This window comes from Glycomyces endophyticus, assembly GCF_039531525.1.
Taxonomy (GTDB): Bacteria; Actinomycetota; Actinomycetes; order Mycobacteriales; family Micromonosporaceae; genus Glycomyces; species Glycomyces endophyticus.
This window is the reverse complement of record NZ_BAAAQF010000002.1, coordinates 415,326-435,799: the sequence shown is the minus strand read 5'-3', so window position 1 is coordinate 435,799 and position 20,474 is coordinate 415,326. Positions and strand designations below refer to the sequence as shown.

Here is a 20,474-nt window from a genome sequence, read left to right as displayed (position 1 = left end):
GTCGTCGCTCCTTCGCTGGTCGAGTACCCGGATCGTCAAGAGGTCAAGGCGCGCAACGCGTCGAGTTCGGTCGCCGACGGCGGCTCGGTGACCGCGAGCGCGGGCGACACGAGCAGCGGCCAGCCGGTCCGGGCGACCGCCTCGCCGGGGTCGGCGCCCGGGTGCACGCTCACGAGCACGAGCTCCCGGGTGTCCGGGTCGGGTTCGAGCACACCGAGGTCGGTGATGACGCGGACCGGTCCGGCGCCGCGCAGGCCGAGCCGTTCGCGCGCGCCGGGGCCGTCGCCGTGGCCGACGGAGGTGGTGAAGTCGAGGCGGTCGACGAAGATCCGCGGGGTGTGCCGCACGACCACGATCGTCTCCCGGCACGAGGCCGCGATCTCGGGGGCGCCGCCGGCGCCGGGCAGGCGGACCTTCGGGCGGCGGTAGTCGCCGATGACGGTGGTGTTCAGGTTCGCGTACCGGTCGAGTTGGGCCGCACCGAGGAAGCCGACGTCGATGCGTCCGGGCTGGAGCCAGTAGTTGAAGATCTCGGCACTGGAGACCACGGTGTCGGCGGTCTCGGCGAGCGATCCGTCCCCGATGGACAGCGGGGGCCGGTCGGGCTTGGAGCCGATGGTCCCCGACTCGTAGATGAGGACGATGCCGGGGGCGCAGGTCGCGCGGGCGAGGTTGGCCGCCAGCGAGGGCAGTCCGATCCCCACGAAGCAGGTCCGCCGCCCGGCCAGCGCCCGCGCGGCGGCGACGGTCATCATGTCCTCGGCGCTGGGGGCGCCCGCGCGGTCGTCACTGTTCGGAGCGCCCGCGAGGCCGTCCTTGTTCGGGGCGTCCGCGCGGTCGTCCTGGTTCTGAGCGCCCGTGAGGCCGGGCGTGGCGCTCGTCCCGACGCCGGCCGCGCCGGCCGACTCTCGGTCCGTGCCGTTCACGCGGCCCACGCCGTTCGAGTTGTACTCGCCGTTCGAGCTGTACTCGCCGTTCACTCGACCCCCATGACGTTCGCGTCGATCCAGGACCGGAAGGCCTCGCGGTCGCGGCTGACGGCGTCCCAGTCGCGGTAGAACCCGTTGTCGCGGTCGGTGTACCCGGCGGCATAGGAGGGCGCGGCGCCGCCGGGGACCTCGCAGACCCAGTCGACGACCCAGTGCGGCAGCAGGATCGCGCCGGGCACGGGCTCCAGCTCGTCCACGACCTCCTCCACGGTGACGACCGAGCGCGCGGCGGCGAGCACGGCCTCCTTCTGCGCGCCGACGATCCCCCACAGCTGCACGTTGCCGTGCCGGTCGGCGCGCTGCGCGTGGATCACGGCCGCATCGGGGTTGAGGGCGGCGACGGCGGTGAGCCGCTCGCCGGTGAACGGGCAGGTGACGGGTGCGATGGAGTCGGTGACGTCGACCAGGTCGGTCCCGGCGTACCCGCGCAGGACGGCGAAGGGCAGGCCGGAGGCGCCGGCCACGTACCGGTTCACCATGCCCGCGTGGGAGTGCTCCTCGATGGCGAGTTCGCGGGGCCAGCCGTGCTCGACGGCGTCCCGGAGCCGGTGGAGCGACCCGACGCCGGGGTTGCCGCCCCAGGAGAACACCAGCTTCGCTGCACAGCCGGCGCCGATGAGCTGGTCGTAGATGACGTCGGGGGTCATCCGGATCAGGGTCAGGTCGCGCCGTCCCTGCCGGATCAGCTCGTGCGCGGCCGCATGGGGGATGAGGTGGGTGAAGCCCTCCATCGCCACGGAGTCGCCGTCCCGGACGGCCGCGGCGAGGGCTTCGGGGAGGGCGGCCAGGACGGCCATGCGCCACCTCCAGGGGAGTTCGGTATGCGAACGAACGAAGCATACACGAACATCTATCGTTTTCCAACGGCCGCGAGTTCGCACCCCTTGCCTGGAATACCCGATCCCGATACGATGCAGGTGTTCACATGACGAACATCGATCCGCAAGACGAACACCCGGTACCCTCTCGGCCCTCCGCACGCTCTCCCCCACGCCGACAGGAGCGACGACGATGTCCACCGAACTCCCTTCCCCCGCCTCCCTCCTCGACCCCTCCATCTGGGACTCCGCGCGCTTCGACGGCGCCTGGCACCCCTCCCGAACGGTTCGCGCCGTGAAGGAGCCGGCCACCGGCGAGACCCTCGCCCACGCGGCCGCGGCGACCCCCGCCGACGTCGCCGCCGCGGGCCGCGCCGCCGCCGCGGCCCAACCCGCCTGGGCCGCAACCCCGTTCCATGCCCGCGCCGCGGTCCTGCGCCGCGCCGGGAACCTCTTCGAGGCCCACGCCGCCGAGATCCACGAGTGGCTCACCCGCGAATCCGGTGCCGTCCCGATGAAGGCCGGCTTCGAGACCCACGTGGCCGCGGCGGAATGCCACGAGGCCGCCGCGCTCGCCTCCTCCCCCATCGGCGAGCTCATCCCCTCCGAGTCCCCGCGCCTCTCGCTGGCCCGCCGCGTCCCCGCCGGCGTCGTCGGCGTCATCGCCCCGTTCAACGCCCCGCTGATCCTCGGCATCCGCTCCGTCGCCGCGGCCCTGGCCCTCGGCAACGCCGTCGTCCTCAAGCCCGACCCGCGCACCGCGGTCTCCGGCGGCGTCGTCATCGCCCGCGTCTTCGAGGAGGCCGGCCTGCCCCCGGGCCTCCTCCACCTCGTCCCCGGCGGCCCCGACGTCGGCGAGGCGATCGTCACCGACCCGAGCATCCGGGTCGTGTCCTTCACCGGCTCCACCCGCGCCGGCCGCGCCGTCGCCGAAGCCGGCGGCCGCCTCCTCAAACGCGTCCACCTCGAACTCGGCGGCAACTCCGCCCTCCTCGTCCTCGACGACGCCGACGTCGAACAGGCCGCGAGCGCCGCCGCCTTCGGCTCATTCTTCCACCAGGGCCAGATCTGCATGACCGCCGGCCGCCACCTCGTACACGAGTCGCTCCACACCGCGTTCGTCGAGGCCCTCACCGCGAAGGCCGAGGCCATGACCGTCGGCAACCCGTTCACCGACAAGGTCGACCTCGGCCCGGTCATCGACGAGCCCCAGCGCGCGAAGATCCACGCCCTCGTCGAGGCGAGCGGCACGGCCACCACCGGCGGCAGCTACGAGGACCTTTTCTACCGCCCTACGGTCCTGACCGGCCTCACCGACGGCACCCCCGCCTGGCGCGAGGAGGTCTTCGGCCCCGTCGCCCCTGTCCGCTCCTTCAAAGACCCCGACGAGGCCGCGGCGTTCGCCGCCGACTCCGAGTACGGCCTCTCTCTCGGCATCATCACCCGCGACGTCATGAAGGCCTGGGACCTCGCCGAGCGCATCCCCACCGGCATCGTCCACATCAACGACCAGACCGTCAGCGACGAGGCCCACGCCCCCTTCGGCGGCGTCCGCGCCTCCGGCACCGGCGCCCGCTTCGGCGGCCGCCCCGCCAACATCGAGGCCTTCACCGAAACCCGCTGGATCACCATGCAGTCCCGACCCGGCCCCTACCCCTGGTAGAACCCCAGCTCACCAACGTGACCCCGATCTCGCGCCCCACCCCGGGCCCGCCCGCCAACACTGTGTAAACTGGTCCCGGTTCCAAGGTCTACGACCTCTGGAACGCCAATCAAGGGGCTTTGGCGCAGTTGGTAGCGCGTTTCCATGGCATGGAAAAGGTCAGGGGTTCGAATCCCCTAAGCTCCACCATAGGGTTCGCACTTGAACCCTGACCCATGGGAAGAACGGCACCAGCCTCCGGGCAGGTGCCGTTTCGCCGTTCCCGGTCCCGGAACGCGATCAGCGGAGCGATGGACTCCGACACCCCGCCCCGGAGCACGCTGGCCCGTCGGTCAGCGTCGGCGTCCAGGTAAAGGCGGGTGAAGCAGATCGTGTTGAGGACCTTCCGCTCGTCCTCGGAGAACGACTCGTACAGCGCCCGGGGCCGGGCGAGCAGGTCGATGAACGGTGCCACCGTTGCGACCGCCTCGTCGAGCCGGGGCCGGTCTGCCTCGGCAAGCTGGGCCTCGACCGCGTCGCGTTGCGCCTTGATGCCCTGGATCTTCGCGGTGAGCTTCTCGGTGGGCCAGTCGGGGTCCCCGATCAGATCGAGCACCTGGTCCTCCAGAGCGGCGAGGCGCTTGCGCTCGCGCTTGAGGTTCCGCTTCAGTGCTGAGGTCGTCTCCGCATCGGCCCGCCCGACCCGCTCCAGTCCCTCTCGAGTGAAGGCGGCCTCGTTCGGCGACAGCGCGATGGTCGCGTAATGCGCGGCTACTGCCGACTCGACCTCGGCCACGGGGAACCGAGGCAGCTTGCACCCGTCGCCCTCGTTGCGGCCCATGCACAGGAAGTAGAAGTACAACCGCCCAGTCTTGGACTTGCCACGTTCGATGATGAGCCGCCGCCCGCACCGGGCACACCACACGAGGCCCTTCAGGTAGTGGTCCCACTTCCGCTCGCGGGTGCCGGCCCCGCGCTGGCGCACGAGTACTTCCTGCACCCGCTCGAACTGGTCGGCGTTGATCAGCGGCTCGTGCCGCCCCGGGTACTCAGCGCCGTTGAAGGACACGTACCCGAGGTAGTACCGGTCCCGCAGAATCTGCCCGATCTTGTGAATCGACAGCTCGGTCCCGGCCGGATACGTCTTGGTCGGCCGCGTCCGCAGTCCAGCGCTGACCGCCAGCTCCCGCAGCCCCTTGAACGAGAACTGCCCAGTCGCGTACCGCTCGAACAGCATCCGCACCAGCGGGCCGCGCACCGGATCAGGCACGACGGTCCGCACCTCGCGGCCCTCGACCATCTCGCGGACGTTCAAGTACCCGAGCGGTGCCCGTCCCGGCGTCCCGCCCCTCGCGGCCTTGGCTTCCATCTTGTAGGCGATGTCCTGGCCCGAGACACGCGATTGGTACTCGTTGAACCCGTCGACCATGTGCGCCATGAGATCCCCGGTAGGGGAGTCGTCGGTCGGGTCCTTCACCGACAGGATCGTCATCCCGAGGCCGCGCAGCTCCTTCTTCGTGAACGCCGCATCAGCGGTATCCCGGAACAGGCGCGAGCGCATGTACACGACGATGTAGGCGACATCGCCTTCATTGCGTACCCGCCCCATCATCTTCCGGAACGCGGGCCGCCCGTCGATCGAGCGACCGGACTTCCCGGGTTCGACATACTCGTCAGCCACCTCAAGGCCCATCCGCTCCGCGAGCGCCAGACACGCTTTCCGCTGGGCGGGGATCGAGTTCCCCTCCGGGTCGTAGTCGGTGTCCACCTGCCCCTTGGAGGAGACCCGCAGATACACCACAGCCCTGCCCGCAGCCCCTTGTCGCCCCGTTTTCCGCCCGTGCCCGGTCATGCCGTCGCCCCTTCACCATCGCCTGAATCGCTGTCAGGGGCCGCAGCACCGCCCGCATCGGCCTGGTCCCGTTCCCGGGCGACCCGGCGCGCAACACGCAGCAGCAGCGCCGCCAACTGATCGGTATCGATGACCTCCCGGCGCGCACCGGTGACCCGGATACGCCGATCCACCCGGCTCATCGAACCCACCGCCTGGCGGTAAATGTGCTGGTAGCAGCCCCATCGGCGACCGTAACGCGAACTCGTTGCAGATACGAGCATCGGGCACAGACGGGTGAACAGCCTCGCTCAGTCGGAAACCACTCGGGCTGCGAGAAGAAGGAAGACGACCAAATCAAAATGGGCGGCGAACCGTCGCTTCGGTCTCAGAGACCAACCAAGGTACCTGCTCGCCACCGAGTCGTCCAGCAATCCGAATGCAGGCACCCGCACCGACCCGCACGATGCGGGTACTGAATGCATCTTCTTGTCCGGTCGCCGCCTATCCGATGTACGGCTCGGATCGATCTGCAAGGCCGTGCGCAATGCGAAGCCGCATCGACGGATTGATGGGCAGACGGTCAAGCTCCTCGACGCCGATCCAGGCGACTCGGGTGGACTCCGAACTCGTCGCGATGCTGCCACCCGTCACGCGCGCTCTGAAGGCGATCGAGAACTGCTGGCGGACCTCGCCGTCCCCGTACTCGATCAGGTGCCCAGGATCGGTGTAGAGGCCGACGATGCCGGTGACCTCGACATCGAGTCCGGTCTCCTCCTTCGCCTCGCGCACTGCCGTCATGGCGATCCGCTCACCGAGATCATGCCCGCCGCCGGGCAGTGCCCAGTCCCCGTTGTCTGACCTCTGGATCAACAGCACCCGGCCCGCTTCATCGGTCACGAACACCACCGTTGAAGGAACGACACTGTTGGGTGCAGGGGCATCCGGGTTGTTGATGTGATCGATACGGCCCATACCTCACCTTGCCACGGACACAAGCCCGCTCGTTTCAGCACCGGTGGGGAACCAATGAAGACTTGAAGTTTTGCTGCTCAGTTAGATATAAGTCCGCCCAGCACCGAATTTTGAGCCCGATACCTCTGAACAGGTGTTCCACCGTTCTGTCAATACGCATCTCCATACGCTCCCCGAAGCCCGGCGACATGCGTACAGAGACGCGGGGTGGAACCTCCGGAGTGAACGGCACCCGCACCGCACCCGCACCGCAAGTCCACAGTCGCCTTGGCTCCACCATGAGTCGGGGGGTGTGGGGCCGCCGCCACCTCGGCGGCCCCACTAGGGGAGGGAAGGGCCCTATCGGCTGCCGTTCTCGGCAGCCCGGATCAGAATCGCCTCGCTCTCGCGCCGCCATCGGCGGCGTCGTTCGTCGGGCGTCCCCTTCCATCCAGGTCTGGTGACGAGCCCGCAGATCCGGCCCGCCTCGTGAAGCAGATCGGCAACCGGCGTCAACCCGTTCTCGGAGTTGACGACGCAAAGCACCGCATGCTCAGGCGCGCTCGTCGGCTCGACAGCGAACCGGAACCCGTCAAGATCGAACACCCCAGCGACGCTCGCGGGCAATGGTGTGGGCTGCGCAGGACGCTGCACCTCGGCGTGCCAGTCCGCGATCAGCGACGCGATGTGGCCACGCTGCTGCGACTTCCAGGCCGGAGTCTGCTCGTTCCACGGGACTCCCCACCGCACCTCGCGCACAACTCCACCCGCGTGCAGCGCGTACCCGATCTTCACCGGCTTCCCCAGGTAGTCGAGCCACACCGACGCGTACCCGGTCTTCCGCCGCGCTTTCAACGACAGCCGATTCCCACGTACCGTCTCCCACTCGCCCAGCACCTCGAACTCGGTGCGGTTGCCGGTGCGGCCGTCGACTCGTAGTCTTTGATCCGTCACCATTTCTCCTCGTCTGTAGATCTGGTGAGGCGGCCCGCCGGAAGCTTGGAACCCGAAGGCGGGCCGCACTTATTGCATCGACAGCGGACCTGCGAAGCGACAGGTCAACAGGTCGCCCGATTGAGGGACCGCCACCGACTGTTGTCTCTGTAGTGTGGATTGAGCCACGATGTAAGTGCCATATCTGGAGTGATTCCGTTTGATTCCATCCGGAGCAGATCGATGACAGCAGACGTGAACCGGCTTATCTTTGGGCGCGTAGTCCGATCGCTGCGCGAACGCGCCGAGCGCGGACGCATCGAGTTCGCGGAGGCATGCCACACCTCGCCCTCGCACCTGCGGAACATCGAGAACGGCCACAAGTCGCCGAGCCCCGCCCTGTTGGAAGACCTTGAGCGCGAACTGGACACGCAGGGACTGCTCGCGGACCTAGCGACCTGTGGAGAGAACAGCATGCGCCGACGGATCGTCCTGCAATCCCTCGCACTTCTGGGCGCAGCCATCCCCGAGGCTGCCTCCAGCGAAGGAACGATCGGCACCGCCCAAGTCGACGTCGTGCGATCGATGACCGCAACCCTCCGAGGCATCGACAGCCTCCACGGCGGCACTCACGCCAGCCACAGCATCACCGCCTACCTGCACAATGTCGCGCTACCGATGCTCGATCAGCCCCACACCAGCAAGCTCAAGACCGATCTCTTCTCATCCGTGGCCGAGCTTGCTCTCCTCGCGGGCTGGTCGGCGTTCGACGCCGGAGTGCAAAGCAGCGCCCGAGCGTGCTTCGCCCAGGCACTCAAACTCGCTGGCGAAGCCAACAACCCCGAACTCGCCTGCGAGACGACCATCGCGATCTCGAACCAGGCCGCCATCCTCGGCGACGGCCCACGAGCAGTCACTGCCGCACAAGCCGCCCTCGACGCTGCCGAATCAATCTCCAGCCCCGCTCTCAAAGGTGAGGCCCGTATGGCGCTCGCTCACGGCGAAGCCGTCAACGGCAACACCGCGACCGTCGCACGCCTCATCACCCAAGCAAGCCGCGACATGGACCGCGCCGATCGCCCCGACGGACCCGCTTGGATCAGCCACGTCGGCAACGCCTGGTTCGAGGGCCGCATCGCGCAATGCCTTCACCTCACAGGCGACCGCACTAACGCCGCAGCGGCGGCCGAACAAACCGCGGCAAACGCCCGGCCGCTTCCCCGGGGAAACGTTCTCAACCTCGGACACATGCCCTGGTCATGTTCGCGGCCGACCGCCCCGAAGAAGCAGCCATATACGCTGGCCAAGCCCTGAAATCCGCCGAGCAAGTCCAATCGGCCAGGGTTGAGGAGTACATGACCCGCCTGGAAGTCGCAGCCGCCCGCTACGACAGCCTCCCCGAGGTCGCCGACCTCCGCACCGCACTCTCGACGAGATAGGAACGCCCGTGAGAATCGGCATCACCGGCCACATGAACCTGACCCCCGCCACGGTCGAACTCGTCCGCACCACCCTGAAAACCGAGCTCGCCCAATACGACCCCACCGACCTCGTCGGAGTCTCCTGCCTCGCCGAAGGCGCCGACTCAATCTTCGCCCAAGCCATCCTCGACGCCGGCGGCCAACTCGAAGCCCTACTCCCCGCCCCCGACTACCGAGACACCCGAGTCAGCAAAGCCCACCTGCCAACCTTCGACGCCCTCGTCAGCCAAGCCCACAAGATCCGCTACATCGCCGAAGCCTCCTCGATGCAGGTCTACGCCCAGGCCAACACCACCATGATTGAGACCATCGACATCCTCTACGCAGTCTGGGACGGCAAACCCTCCACCAAAACGGGAGGCACCGCCGACGCCGTAGCCACCGCTCGCATAGCTGATATCCCAGTGAGTCTGATCTGGCCCAAAGGTTCAAGTCGCTTCTAGAAAGCTATGTTTACCTCTCGCGCATTGCCCGTCATAATCCAGATTTTATATCTCAAAGCATCTTTTTCTTACAGATTTATGCGCAGTACATGCAATTGATGCTGACTAGTCGACTGTCCCCTCGCTTGGCATCGACTTCGCTGCCTGGTCGTAAATTACACGCCTGTGAGTTCTCGTCAGATCACTTTGCGCCCATATCTAATATCAAGGTATCAATTGCATAAAGCAGATCGGTAGGCAATGAAAGCCTATGAACGCGTAAAAACGGGATCGCGGATTCAGGTCACCTACATCAGAAGCAACTTCAATGCGATTTGTGCACACAGCTTTCACTCATATGGGAGCTGAACACGCTTGATTCACAAGGGGTATAGTGGCCCACATGCAGAACGCACAACTCTCGGTTCAACCGATGAATCTCGGCACGCTCTATAACTTGTTTCACGACAACAAACTGCGAGTGAACCGCAGGTACCAGCGAAAGCTTGTTTGGACGGTAGAGGAGAAGACCAAACTTATCGACTCTGTGGTGAACAAGCTTCCAATCCCACTCATCTTGCTTGCGCAGCGCAACGTTGATGGAGTTGATTCGTATGAACTCATTGACGGTTTGCAACGCCTTGACTCATTCTTCTCTTTCATGGAGAACCAGTTTGCTTTCAATGGATCTTACTTTGACCTCAATACGATCGGGGACACTAAGAATCGATTGGATGCAGGAGAAGTTCAACAGCTCGAACCAAAAATGTCCCGTAGTTCGTCACTAGCAATATCGAACTATCAAATTCCTGTCTCAATTTATCGAGAGGCATCTACGTCGTCTATTGATGAAGTCTTTCGTCGAATCAATAGCGGAGGCCGCGGCCTAAGTTTGCACGAAATTAGACAAGCTGGTGCGACCGGATCTCTCGCGGATATTGTACGGAAGGTCAGTGCTTCAATTCGTGGAGACGGGACGTTTTCAGAGTCTGTATTGATGAAAGACATGGCGAAGTTGAGTATTTCCAGGAAGGAACTTCAGTACGGACTTGCTATCGAGAACGTGTTTTGGGTTCGACACGACATTATTGCTCCCGAGGATGTAAGGGCGTCCGGGGACGAGCAACTGGTTCTCGATCTGGTATTGGATGCAGTAATTCGACCATGGCCAACCAGCGGATGGCAGAACCGAGATATTGCATATGGGTTGCCAAGAAAGATTCAGTCAGCCTCAGCAGAAACAGCCAATATTGCAGTTGAGAAGATCGGAATTGATATTCTCCACCAACGGCTGACTGAAATTGTTCGTCTCATCGATGAGGTGATGAGGGGTAAGTCGCTCGGTCAGCACATGGTGAGGCTTGAAACCTATGAGAAAGGCACGCAGCGGCAGTTCCAGGCGATATTTACTGCACTCTACGAGTTGATGTTTGAGCAAGATATGCTTCCACGCTCGCATGAAGCAGTATTCGACATATTGAATGGATTCTGGAATCGCAAACTTTCGATCCCAACTGGCGGCAGTGCCTGGGGAAAGGATACTAAGGCACAACTTTATCCGAAGGTTCGGAAGGAACTTCGGAAGGCATTCTACCAGCAGCGACCGCGCCGAAGTGCTGAAGCACTGAATTCAAGGCTGTATATCGAGAGTCTTCTTAATGGTTCCATCTCTGAAGAACCCTTGGTGGAACTGAAGCAAGGTTTCTGCGTTTTTTCAGATCCCCCGAAGGAGAATACAAAGCTATTCGAGGAGATTTTGCAAACTGCAGTTGCAATGGCAAACCAAGGTGCAGATTCTGAGGGATTGATTCTCATCGGTGTATGCGATAAGCCTTCTGCTGCAGCGCGAGCCCGTGATTTGTTTGGGGTCGAAAGCCTCGAGATTTTCGGCCATCTTATATTGGGCACCAAAGAACAGATTGAGTTTCTTGGATTTGATACCGATGGCTGGTGGAGAAAATGGAAAGATCAGATTCTCGCCTCTACCAAGATTTCAAGACCGTTTGCAAACGAACTTGCTTCCAGCTTCAAGCCTATTGTTTGCGATGGGCGCATTCTATGGGAGTTGAGGCCGAAGTCTCTAGGGAAGCCAATCACTTACGATGGAAGATTTTTCATCAGATCGGGCCCGTCCACTCACGAGTTTTCGGCTGACGAATTCCTTGAGATTGTAACTCCGAGGTTCTCCAAGCTCGTACCCTAGGAAGATCTGGTTGAGCTCGAATTAGGCAATCTGCAATATCCTTCAATTCTATTGGCTGCAGTGTGAGGAGCGCGTATTTGGGACTGATCCCTGGCGGCCATTGGTTAGCTTAGCTTGTCTGGCTAGCTTTCGCTCATTTCCATTCTGAGTAGACGCTTGATGCTGGAGAGGCTGAGGTTGTGGTGGGTGGCTAGGTCTTGTTGGCGGGCTCCTGCTTGGTAGGCGGCGACGATGGCTGCGCGGGTTTCTGGTGTTAGGCGGCGGGATAGGGCCCAGGGGCGGGGTTCAACCTGTTGCGGGCGTGAGGGTTCAGGGTCAGGATCTGCGGGCGTGGGGATGGGCAGGGTTGAGAGCTGGTTGGCGTGGGTTCTGACCTGCGGGGATGCTTGCCAGTAACGTGAGGCAATCTCCACCAGCGGGTCGCTTTTCGAACAGGTGGCCTTTGAAGACCTGGTAGACGCCAGCGGAAGTTTCTTCCGCTGGCGTTTTTCGTTTCCGCGCAACAGGTCCACGATGTCGTGCTCTTCACCGACGACGGCTATCTCAGCGGCTTGGACCCGAACTACGTGTCTGACGAGATCCCCGCGGGCTGGCCCGACCCTGCACTGCTCGAACCCGAGCCTCGTCGGTCTTGATACTTAGCTCTTGCGCTAACCATGGATTCATGTAACACTTTTCCTTATGGCTAAGTATCAGGCGACCGGTGCACCAGTTCTCAGTCTTCTGGAGAGCGGGGCGATGCAGTGAAGATCGCCATCACGCAGTTCCTCACGCTCGACGGTGTCTCACAGGGACCGGGGTCAGCGGCCGAAGATTCGAGCGGCGGGTTCGATCGGGGCGGCTGGTTCGTGCCGTATATCGATGAGGCGTTCGTGCGCGAAGCCTCCGACTGGCTCGATCTCGCCGACGGGCTGCTGCTGGGGCGCCGCACGTACGAGGCGTTCGCCCGCGACTGGCCCGGTATCGCCGAGCCCGATCCGTTCACCGCGCGTATGAACTCGCTGCCGAAGTACGTGGTGAGCAGCACGCTCGAGCGGGGGGACTGGAGTCCGACGACGGTGCTCGGCGAGGACTTCGCCGAGGCGCTCACCGCGCTCAAGGCGGGTCCTGGTCGCGAGGTGCAGGTGCACGGGAGCGCGCAGCTGGCCGCCGCTCTGCTCGACCTCGGCCTGGTGGACACGCTTCGCCTCGCGGTCGCACCGGTCATCGTCGGCAAGGGGCGGCGCCTCCTCACCGGGCGCGTCGACGCCGGGCTGCGCCTCGCCGGACAGCGGACGACGCCGTCGGGCATCACGATCCTCGAATACGAGGTCACCGGCCCGGCCCCCTTGGCCGACTACGAGGGCGTCCCTCAGTCGGCCTGAGACGGCCGGGGCACTCCTGCTGGGGCCGGGGGCCTATCGGTCGTCGAGGTGGAGGAGGCCTCTTCTGAAGCCGGTGGCGACGGCGGCGGCGCGGTCGTTGACGCCGAGTTTGGCGTAGAGGTGGAGGAGGTGGGTCTTGACGGTGGCCTCGCTGAGGAAGAGGCGCTTGGCGGTCTCGCGGTTGGAGCAGCCTTCGGCGATGAGGTGGAGGATCTCGAGCTCGCGGTCGCTCAGGGTCTCCTGGGGGGTGCGGACCTGGCTCATGAGGCGGGCGGCGACGGTCGGGGAGAGGACGGCCTCGCCGCGGGCGGCGGTGCGGACGGCCTTGACGAGGTCGGGGCGGGCGGTGTCCTTGAGGAGGTAGCCGGTGGCGCCCGCCTCGATGGCGGGGCGGACGTCCTGGTCGGTGTCGAAGGTGGTCAGGACGAGGACCTTGATCGGGAGGCCGGTGCGGGCGAGTTCGCGGATGGCCTCGACGCCGCCCATGACGGGCATGCGGAGGTCCATGAGGACGACGTCGGGGCGGAGGGCCTTCGCCATGGCGACCGCTTCGGCGCCGTCGCCGGCCTCGCCGACGACGTCGAAGCCGGGTTCGGCGGTGAAGATGCCGCGGAAGCCGTCGCGGACGACGGGGTGGTCGTCGGCGATGAGGAGGCGGATCGGGGTGTCGGTCATGCGCGGGCCTCTTCGGTGTCGCCGGCGGGGATGCGGTCGAGGGCGGGGACGGTGGCGGAGACCGCGGTGCCCTCGCCCGGTGCGGACTCGACCGCGAAGGTGCCGCCGAGGCGCTCGACGCGGCGGCGCATGCCGCCCAGGCCGAAGCCGCCGCCGTCGGCGGCGCGGGCGGGGTCGAAGCCGCGGCCGTCGTCGAGGACGTCGAGGGCCACGACGTCGTCGATGTAGGAGAGGGTGACGCCGACGCGCGAGGCGTCCGCGTACTTCCCGGCGTTCGCGAGGGATTCCTGGGCGACGCGGAGCAGCGTGCCCTCGACATCGGGGTCCATGGGCCGGAACGTACCAGTCACGTGGAGCGCCACGGGAATCCCGTGGAGGTCCGACCACTGGTCGGACACCGACTCGAGCGCCTCGGGCAGCGAGGCCGCTTCGAGCTGCGCGGGGCCGACGGCGTGGACGGTGCGGCGGGCCTCGGCGAGGTTCGCGCGGGCGAGGCGCAGGGCCTTGTCGACGCGGGGCCGCCAGTCGGGTTCGTCAGGGGCCGCCTGGAGCTGGGCGATGATCCCGGCGAGGCCCTGGGCGAGCGTGTCGTGGATGTCGGCGGCGATGCGCTGGCGCTCGTCCAGGATCCCGGCCTCGCGGGCCTGGACGAGCAGTTGAGCGTGGAGGCCGGCGTTCTCGGCGAGCGCGGCTTCGAGGCGTTCGACGGTGCGCTTGCGTTCGGCGCTGCGCTCGGTGGTGACGTCGCCGACGAAGCTGAACATGACGACGAGGCCGGTGATCGCGACGGTGAAGAGGACGAAGGTGAGCGCCTCGGCCGTGTCGGCGGGGATCCCGGTGTAGGCGGCGACGCTGACCGCGGCGGTGGCCGTCACGCCCGCGAACTTCCACGGGCCCTTGAGGAACCACCACGAGTGCAGGTAGCCGGTGAATCCGAAGAACGGCGCGAACCAGACGGCCTGGGCCCCGAGCGCCGCGATGAGGGCGACGAGGCCCGCGATGTAGACCCCCTGCCAGGCCGCGTCAGGGACGCGGGAGGGCTTGGCGGCCTGGAAGAAGCGCATCCAGGCCGCGGCGAGGGCGCTGGTGCCGAGGACCTGGAGCCGGTCGGTCCAGGACGCGTCCTCGGTGAGCCAGTAGAGGCCGAGCGAGATCGCCAGGAGCGCGTACGGCGCGAGCCGCATCTGGGTCTGGAGCCGCCGCTCCCAGCGGTCGAGCCGCCCGGTCGCACCCGCCATGTCCTACTCCCATCGGAAGCAGCGCGCCGCGATCGCGCTGATGATCACCGTGTACACGGCCAGCAGGATCAGCGGCAGGAGGTCGGGGGTCTGGCCCGCCCAGGCCTGGGCCAGGCCTGCTCTGAACGCGCCGAGGGGGGTGTACTCGCCGATGCGGGCCAGGCTAGCAGGCATCTGGGCCGTCGGCTGGATGAGACCGGCGAGGTAGGCCATGGGGAAGTACAGGAGGACGCCGATCCCGTTGGCGGCCCGGCCGTTCGGGGCGAGGGCGGCGATGAGCAGGCCGACCGCGAACATCGCGGCGGTGCCGAGGGCGAGGACGAGCGCGACCGGGAGGACCCGGGAGGGGAGCTGGATGCCGAGGACGCCGCCGGCCACGGAGAGCTGGAGGGCGGTCGCGACGGCCAGGAGCACCACCTGGAGGAGGAGCTGGACGGTGAGGAGGCTGCCGGGCCGGACCGGGGTGGTGGACAGGCGGCGGAGGATGCCGCGTTCGCGGTAGCCGGCGAGGGTGGTCGGCAGGAGGTAGAGGCCGATGAGGCCGACGGCGATCGACATGCCCATCGGGAGCAGGACCGTGTCGTCCTTCGGCGTGGAGGCGCCGAAGACGATCAGGAAGAACAGCGGGATGAGGATGCTGACGAGGGAGCCGGGCTCGCGCAGGAGCAGCTTGGTCTCGGTGTAGGTGAGCTTGGCGAGAGCGGTCATGGCGGTGCCTCCGGGGCGGTGGTTCGGTCGGGGGGAGATCGGGAGGGGACGGTCGCGTCAGTGGTCGAAGGGGCGGCCGGTGAGGGCGATGAAGGCGTCCTCGAGCGAGCGCTGGTCGATGCGCAGGTCGGTGACGAGCAGGTGCTCCTGGGCGAGGCGCGCGGCGACGGTCGTGGCGAAGTCGCCGGTGCCGGTGATCGTGACGTGCGCGCCGTCGCGGTCGAGCGAGGTGACCCCGGGGAGGCCGGCGAGCAGCGGCGCCGGGTCGGTGTCGCCGAGGAGCGTGAACCGCATCCGCTGGGGGCCGGCGTCGCCGCCGGCGATCCCGGACGGGGTGTCGAGCGCGACGACGGTGCCGCGGTCGATGACCGCGACGCGGTCGCAGAGCTCCTCGACCTCGTCCATGAAGTGGCTCACCAGGACCGTGGTGACGCCGCGGGCCTGGACGCGCTTGACGAGCTCCCAGGTGGAGCGGCGGGACTGCGGGTCGAGCCCGGTGGTGAGCTCGTCGAGGAACACGACCTTCGGGTCGCCGATCAGGGCGAGCGCGATGAACAGGCGCTGGCGCTGGCCGCCGGAGAGCTTCCCGAACCGGGTGCGGCGCAGCTCGCTCAGGCCCCACTCGTCCTGGAGCTCGCGCCAGTCGCGGGGGGCGCGGTAGAAGGAGGCGTACAGGTCGAGCGCCTCGCCGACCTTGAGGTTCTCGGGGAGCTGGGTCTGCTGGAGCTGGACGCCGACGTCCTCGCGGAGGGCCCGGGCGTCGCGGACCGGGTCGAGCCCGAGCACGCGGATGGTCCCGGCGTCGGGGCGGCGCAGGCCCTCGACGCATTCGACGGTGGTGGTCTTCCCGGCGCCGTTGGGGCCGAGGATGCCGAACACCTCGCCCTCCTCCACGGAGAACGAGACGTCCTCGAGGACGGTCCGGCCGGAGTAGGTCTTGCGCAGGTTCGCGACTTCGATGATTGCCATGCCTCAAGACTCGTCGTCCTGCGGCCCTGGCGAATCGACCCGCCGGCCCGGCCTGGCGCATCGATGTGCGGAGCGGGAATCAACCGGATGGTTGATGCGCGCCGGGCCGGGGTCGGCGTCGGGACCGGGCAGGGGCCGGCCAATGCGGGGCCGGGGAGGGTCCGCGCCGGATCAGACCGGGTCGGTTCGCTTCGGCGGCGTCGCCGCGGACCGGCGCGGGCGGGTCAGAGCTCCACCAGGTGGAGGTAGGTGGTGTCACCGTCTTTGGTCTTGTCCTGGACCCTGAAGAGGGAGCCCCGGTTGAAGAGCACCTCCTTCTGGTGGGAGAGGCTCGACTGGTCGGTGATGTCGCGGCCGCTCTTGCCGTCGATGGTCACCATGACGCCGTCCTTGCGCTCACCGCCGAAGGCGCCGGTGGCGATGGCCTTGAAGCGCTCTGCGGTCCGCTCGCTGGTGGAGGAGCTCATGAACGCGTGGTCGTTGTAGAAGTCGCCCTTCTTGAGCTTGTCGACCCACTCGCCGCCGGGGGCGCCCCGGTAGGTGCGGCCGTCGTGCTTCGGGAGCTCCTCGAGGCGCTCGGAGACGTCCTTGGTGAGGTCGTTGAAGCGCTTGCGGTCCGCTTCGCTGTAGTCCTTCTTGTTCACGGTGCGCAGGTACTTGTTCAGCGCGTCGCTGTCGTCGGAGTAGACGGTCAGCGGGTCCTTCTTCGGCGGCGCGTCGGCCGGGGTGTCGTCGCGGCCCTTGCCCTTGCGGTCCTTGGGGGACGGGGCGCGGAAGGCGTCGACGTCGTCGATGGTCCTGGTGAGGAGCTTCGCGGCCCCGTCCGGTGACGAGCTTCGGCTTCTCGGAGGCATGGGGGTTCCCGTCGTTCAGCGCTTGCGGACGAGGGGGACGTTACCGGAGAACGCTCCCACGCGCGGTCCCGGACATGCCCGCGCCGCAAGGGATCACGAGGTCGCGGCCGGTCGGTGGCTCAGGTTCCGGCCGGTCGGTTACTCAGGTCCCGGCCCGGTGGCGGGGATCGTCGGCGGGGGTCGGGTACAGGGGCGGGCGGCCGTGGACGGCGGCCTCGGGGCGGAGCTCGAAGTGCCACGGCTCGTTGCCGTAGATCCGGCACAGGCCGTAGGCGGCGCCGCGGGCGTCGAGCCAGGCCTGGGCGGCGGCGGGGCCGAGGTCGACGGCGAGCCCGGCGACGTGCGGAGACGTCTCGGGGGTGGAGACCCAGCGGGCGGCGGCCTCCTCGGAACCGTGGTGGGCGACGGCCTCTCGTCGGAGCCGGCGCTGGTAGTCGGCGTTGCGCCAGCCGCTGTTGACGGTGAACGCGACGCCGTCGGCGGCGGCGTCCGTTGCGGCGCGGCGGAGCGCGGCCAGGAGCGGCGCGTCGAGGTTGGCGACACCGGGCACGTCGTCGTCGAAAACGCTGGTGCCGTAGGGGATCGCGCCGTCCTCGAGGCCGAGGCCGCCGCGGTCGCGGATGCGGAGGAGCCGGTAGCCGAGGACGCGCGCGACCGCGTCCAGGGCCGGCAGGACGGCGGCCGCGGCCCGCCCGCGGACGCGGTGGACGAGCGGGACGGCGGGTCGGCCCGCGCGGCCGGGCGCGTCCTGGGACTGCTGCCGAGGGCGGTCGGGGCGGGAGCCGGTGCGAGCACGGGGGTCGGCGGAGCCGTCGGCGAGAGGGCCCGCGGCCTGACCGCGGTGGTCCGCGGCCTGACCGCGGTGGTCCGCGGTCGGATCGGGGCGGTCCGCGGTCAGGCCGCGGCGGTCGGCGGGCCGGCTTCCGCGCGGCTCGGCTCGGCCGCGGTCCGCGGCGGTCTGTGTGCGGGCGTCGGCCGCTTCGGTTCGGGTCATGCGACCAGTGAACGGGGCGCGAGGTCGTGAGGCCGTATGCGGATTTCGATATGCGGGCGATATGCCCGGACTCGTACCATCGGGGCCATGCGAGTACTGGTCGTCGAGGACGAGCCCTTCATGGCGGAGGCCATTCGGGACGGGCTGCGGTTGGAGGCCATCGCGGCCGACGTGGCGGGGGACGGCGACACCGCGCTGGAGCTGCTGAGCGTCAACGCGTACGACATCGCCGTGCTCGACCGGGACATCCCCGGGCCGTCGGGCGACGAGGTCGCCCAGAGCATCGTGGCCTCCGGGAGCGGCATCCCGATCCTGATGCTGACGGCCGCGGACCGGCTCGACGACAAGGAGAGCGGGTTCGGGCTCGGCGCGGACGACTACCTCACCAAGCCGTTCGAGCTGCGCGAGCTGGTGCTGCGGCTGCGGGCGCTCGACCGGAGGCGGGCGCACAGCCGGCCACCGGTGCGCGAGATCGCGGGGCTGCGGCTGGACCCGTTCCGGCGCGAGGTGTTCCGGGACGGCCGGTACGTCGCGCTCACGCGGAAGCAGTTCGCGGTTTTGGAGGTGCTGGTCGCGGCCGAGGGCGGGGTGGTCAGCGCGGAGGACCTGCTGGAGCGGGCGTGGGACGAGCACGCCGACCCGTTCACGAACGCCGTCCGGATCACCGTGTCCGCCTTGCGGAAGCGCCTCGGCGAGCCGTGGGTCATCGCCACGGTGCCCGGCGTCGGGTACCGGATCGAGGCCGGCGGGGACGGACGTGACGAGAGCGGAACGGCCCGCGCGGGAGGGGACGGCCGGACCGACAGAGCCGACGGTCCGGACGGTGCGGGAACGACCGCCCGTGCCTAGGCGCCGCGGGCTGAGCGTCCGCATGAAGCTGACCCTGAGCTACACGGGGTTCCTGCTGGTCGCCGGGGGTCTGCTGCTCGCGCTGGTGTGGCTGTTCCTGCTGCGGTACGTGCCCGCGGAGGCGATCTCGATCCGGGGCGACTGGGAGAACGGGATGCGCGGGCCGGGGACGTTCATCCCCGGCCGGTACGACCTGTGGCGGGCGTTCGCGCCGAAGGCGGCGATCCTCGCGGTGTTCCTGCTGGTGCTCGGGCTCGGCGGCGGATGGTTCCTCGCCGGGCGGATGCTCGCGCCGGTCGCGCGGATCACCGAGGCCACGCGCACGGCCGCGGGCGGCTCGCTCTCGCACCGCATCCGGCTGCCGGGCCGCGCCGACGAGTACCGGGAGCTCGCGGACGCGTTCGACGCGATGCTCGCGCGGCTGGAGGCGCACGTCGCCGAGCAGCAGCGGTTCGCCGCCAACGCCTCGCACGAGCTGCGGACGCCGCTCGCGATCACGCAGACCATGCTGGAGGTCGCCCGCAGCGACCCCGGCCAGGAGGTCGGGGAGCTCGTCGAGCGGCTCCACATCGTCAACGCGCGCGCGATCGAGCTCACCGAGGCGCTGCTGCTCCTCAGCCGCGCCGAGCAGCGGTCGTTCGCCCGCGACCGCGTCGACCTGTCGCTCATCGCGGAGGAGGCCGCCGAGACGCTGCTGCCGCTGGCGGAGGGGCGCGGGGTCGAGATCCGGACGTCGGGGGACGTCGCGCCGGCCGTCGGCTCGCACGCACTGCTGCTCCAGACGGCGGTGAACCTGGTGCACAACGCGATCGTGCACAACCTCCCCGAGGGCGGGACGGTCGAGGTGACGACCGGGCTCGGGCCGGACTCGGCGCAGTTCACGGTCGAGAACACCGGGCCGCGGCTCACCGCGCCGCTCGTGGCGACCCTGACCGAGCCGTTCCAGCGCGGCACCCGCCGCATCCGCGCCGACCACGCCGGGGTCGGCCTGGGCCTGGGCCTGGCGATCGTCAAGAGCATCGTCCAGGCGCACGACGGCGTGCTCCTGCTGGAGGCCCGCGAGGAGGGCGGCCTCCGCGTCACGGTGGCGCTGCCGCCGCAGCGGTGAGGTCGCGCAGGAACCGCGACGACACTCCTGTCTGGACGGTGTATCCGCGGGAGGCGTAGAACGCGTGCGCGTCCTCGCGGCGGTCGGCGCTGGTGACCTCCATGCGGACGCAGCCGCGTTCGACCGCGAACGCCTCGGCGGCCGCCACGAGCGCGCCGCCGACGCCGCGGCCGCGGGCCGAGTCGGCGACGACGAGCGCGACGATCCGGCCCCAGGAGCCGGCCCGTTCGAAGTAGGGCGCCGCGTGCACCGCGATCACGCCGGCGACCTCGCCGTCCGCGACGGCCGCGAACGCCTCGCTCAACGGGTCCGCGGCCCACGCCCCGATGCGGGCGGCGGCCGCGGCGGCGTCCTGGGGGTAGCCGAGACCGCTCAGGAGCGCCGCGACGGCAGCGGCGTCGGCGGCCCGCGCCGGGCGGACCTCGATCGTTCCGTTCGCCAT

At 67.9% G+C, this 20,474-nt stretch carries 19 protein-coding genes, 1 tRNA gene and 1 pseudogene; 8 read left to right on the top strand and 13 right to left on the bottom strand.

Features of this window, described 5'->3' with window-relative positions:
- Nucleotides 1–35: 35 nt before the first annotated feature.
- Nucleotides 36–755, bottom strand: a complete 720-nt coding sequence (locus ABD419_RS02770; protein ID WP_344481478.1) for a CoA-transferase subunit beta — start codon at nt 753–755, stop codon at nt 36–38.
- A 221-nt stretch (nt 756–976) separates the two neighbouring features.
- Nucleotides 977–1,786, bottom strand: a complete 810-nt coding sequence (locus ABD419_RS02765; protein WP_344481433.1) for a CoA transferase subunit A — start codon at nt 1,784–1,786, stop codon at nt 977–979.
- A 214-nt stretch (nt 1,787–2,000) separates the two neighbouring features.
- On the opposite strand from ABD419_RS02765, the gene ABD419_RS02760 reads away from it, so the two are divergent.
- Together ABD419_RS02760 and ABD419_RS02755 are read left to right on the top strand one after the other, a co-directional pair.
- On the top strand, nt 2,001–3,470 hold the full coding sequence (locus ABD419_RS02760) for an aldehyde dehydrogenase family protein (protein WP_344481430.1): 1,470 nt from the start codon (nt 2,001–2,003) through the stop codon (nt 3,468–3,470).
- 113 nt (nt 3,471–3,583) lie between these two features.
- Nucleotides 3,584–3,659, top strand: a tRNA-Ala gene (locus tag ABD419_RS02755).
- Between the two features lie 562 nt (nt 3,660–4,221).
- Here the strand turns inward: ABD419_RS02755 and ABD419_RS24940 are convergent.
- From ABD419_RS24940 to ABD419_RS02740, 4 genes and pseudogenes are all read right to left on the bottom strand, one after another.
- Nucleotides 4,222–5,301 (bottom strand): annotated as a pseudogene (locus ABD419_RS24940) (recombinase family protein); the annotation flags it as partial.
- A complete protein-coding gene (locus tag ABD419_RS02750; protein WP_344481428.1) occupies nt 5,298–5,492 on the bottom strand; it encodes a hypothetical protein in 195 nt (64 codons plus the stop codon). The gene ABD419_RS02750 and the pseudogene ABD419_RS24940, both read right to left, overlap by 4 nt.
- 292 nt (nt 5,493–5,784) lie before the next feature.
- Nucleotides 5,785–6,255, bottom strand: a complete 471-nt coding sequence (locus tag ABD419_RS02745) for an NUDIX domain-containing protein (RefSeq protein WP_344481426.1) — start codon at nt 6,253–6,255, stop codon at nt 5,785–5,787.
- A 339-nt stretch (nt 6,256–6,594) separates the two neighbouring features.
- A complete protein-coding gene (locus ABD419_RS02740) occupies nt 6,595–7,188 on the bottom strand; it encodes a hypothetical protein (protein ID WP_344481423.1) in 594 nt (197 codons plus the stop codon).
- A 222-nt stretch (nt 7,189–7,410) separates the two neighbouring features.
- On the opposite strand from ABD419_RS02740, the gene ABD419_RS02735 reads away from it, so the two are divergent.
- The 4 genes from ABD419_RS02735 to ABD419_RS02720 all read left to right on the top strand — a co-directional run bounded on the left by ABD419_RS02735 (nt 7,411) and on the right by ABD419_RS02720 (nt 12,637).
- Nucleotides 7,411–8,481, top strand: a complete 1,071-nt coding sequence (locus tag ABD419_RS02735) for a helix-turn-helix domain-containing protein (protein ID WP_344481421.1) — start codon at nt 7,411–7,413, stop codon at nt 8,479–8,481.
- Between the two features lie 133 nt (nt 8,482–8,614).
- Nucleotides 8,615–9,091, top strand: coding sequence for a hypothetical protein (locus ABD419_RS02730; RefSeq protein WP_344481419.1), 477 nt, complete (start codon nt 8,615–8,617; stop codon nt 9,089–9,091).
- A 382-nt stretch (nt 9,092–9,473) separates the two neighbouring features.
- A complete protein-coding gene (locus tag ABD419_RS02725; protein WP_344481416.1) occupies nt 9,474–11,273 on the top strand; it encodes a GmrSD restriction endonuclease domain-containing protein in 1,800 nt (599 codons plus the stop codon).
- 743 nt (nt 11,274–12,016) lie between these two features.
- The gene (locus tag ABD419_RS02720) at nt 12,017–12,637 is read left to right on the top strand and encodes a dihydrofolate reductase family protein (RefSeq protein ID WP_344481414.1); all 621 of its coding nucleotides are present in this window, start codon (nt 12,017–12,019) and stop codon (nt 12,635–12,637) included.
- Between the two features lie 33 nt (nt 12,638–12,670).
- Here ABD419_RS02720 and ABD419_RS02715 read toward each other — a convergent pair whose 3' ends face one another.
- From ABD419_RS02715 to ABD419_RS02690, 6 genes are all read right to left on the bottom strand, one after another.
- The gene (locus ABD419_RS02715) at nt 12,671–13,312 is read right to left on the bottom strand and encodes a response regulator (RefSeq protein WP_344481412.1); all 642 of its coding nucleotides are present in this window, start codon (nt 13,310–13,312) and stop codon (nt 12,671–12,673) included.
- Nucleotides 13,309–14,550: a sensor histidine kinase gene (locus ABD419_RS02710; protein WP_344481409.1), complete on the bottom strand. Its 1,242-nt coding sequence runs from the start codon at nt 14,548–14,550 to the stop codon at nt 13,309–13,311. The genes ABD419_RS02715 and ABD419_RS02710 overlap by 4 nt, the downstream gene beginning before the upstream one ends.
- A gap of 3 nt (nt 14,551–14,553) precedes the next feature.
- Nucleotides 14,554–15,258, bottom strand: coding sequence for an ABC transporter permease (locus tag ABD419_RS02705; protein ID WP_344481407.1), 705 nt, complete (start codon nt 15,256–15,258; stop codon nt 14,554–14,556).
- A 57-nt stretch (nt 15,259–15,315) separates the two neighbouring features.
- On the bottom strand, nt 15,316–16,227 hold the full coding sequence (locus ABD419_RS02700; RefSeq protein ID WP_344481405.1) for an ABC transporter ATP-binding protein: 912 nt from the start codon (nt 16,225–16,227) through the stop codon (nt 15,316–15,318).
- 224 nt (nt 16,228–16,451) lie between these two features.
- Nucleotides 16,452–17,081 (bottom strand): ADP-ribosyltransferase, encoded by a 630-nt coding sequence (locus ABD419_RS02695; RefSeq protein WP_344481403.1) that lies wholly within the window; start codon nt 17,079–17,081, stop codon nt 16,452–16,454.
- A 142-nt stretch (nt 17,082–17,223) separates the two neighbouring features.
- Nucleotides 17,224–18,075: a D-alanyl-D-alanine carboxypeptidase family protein gene (locus tag ABD419_RS02690; protein ID WP_344481400.1), complete on the bottom strand. Its 852-nt coding sequence runs from the start codon at nt 18,073–18,075 to the stop codon at nt 17,224–17,226.
- Between the two features lie 87 nt (nt 18,076–18,162).
- Between ABD419_RS02690 and ABD419_RS02685 the strand changes: the two genes are divergently transcribed.
- Both ABD419_RS02685 and ABD419_RS02680 read left to right on the top strand, forming a co-directional pair.
- Nucleotides 18,163–18,924 carry a response regulator transcription factor gene (locus ABD419_RS02685; protein WP_344481398.1) on the top strand — a complete coding sequence of 254 codons (762 nt, stop codon included), beginning with the start codon at nt 18,163–18,165 and terminating at the stop codon, nt 18,922–18,924.
- Nucleotides 18,917–20,032, top strand: a complete 1,116-nt coding sequence (locus ABD419_RS02680) for a sensor histidine kinase (protein WP_344481396.1) — start codon at nt 18,917–18,919, stop codon at nt 20,030–20,032. Before ABD419_RS02685 ends, ABD419_RS02680 begins: the two co-directional genes overlap by 8 nt.
- On the opposite strand, the gene ABD419_RS02675 is transcribed toward ABD419_RS02680, so the two are convergent.
- Nucleotides 20,004–20,474, bottom strand: coding sequence for a GNAT family N-acetyltransferase (locus ABD419_RS02675; protein WP_344481393.1), 471 nt, complete (start codon nt 20,472–20,474; stop codon nt 20,004–20,006). The two genes, ABD419_RS02680 and ABD419_RS02675, sit on opposite strands and share 29 nt — an antisense overlap.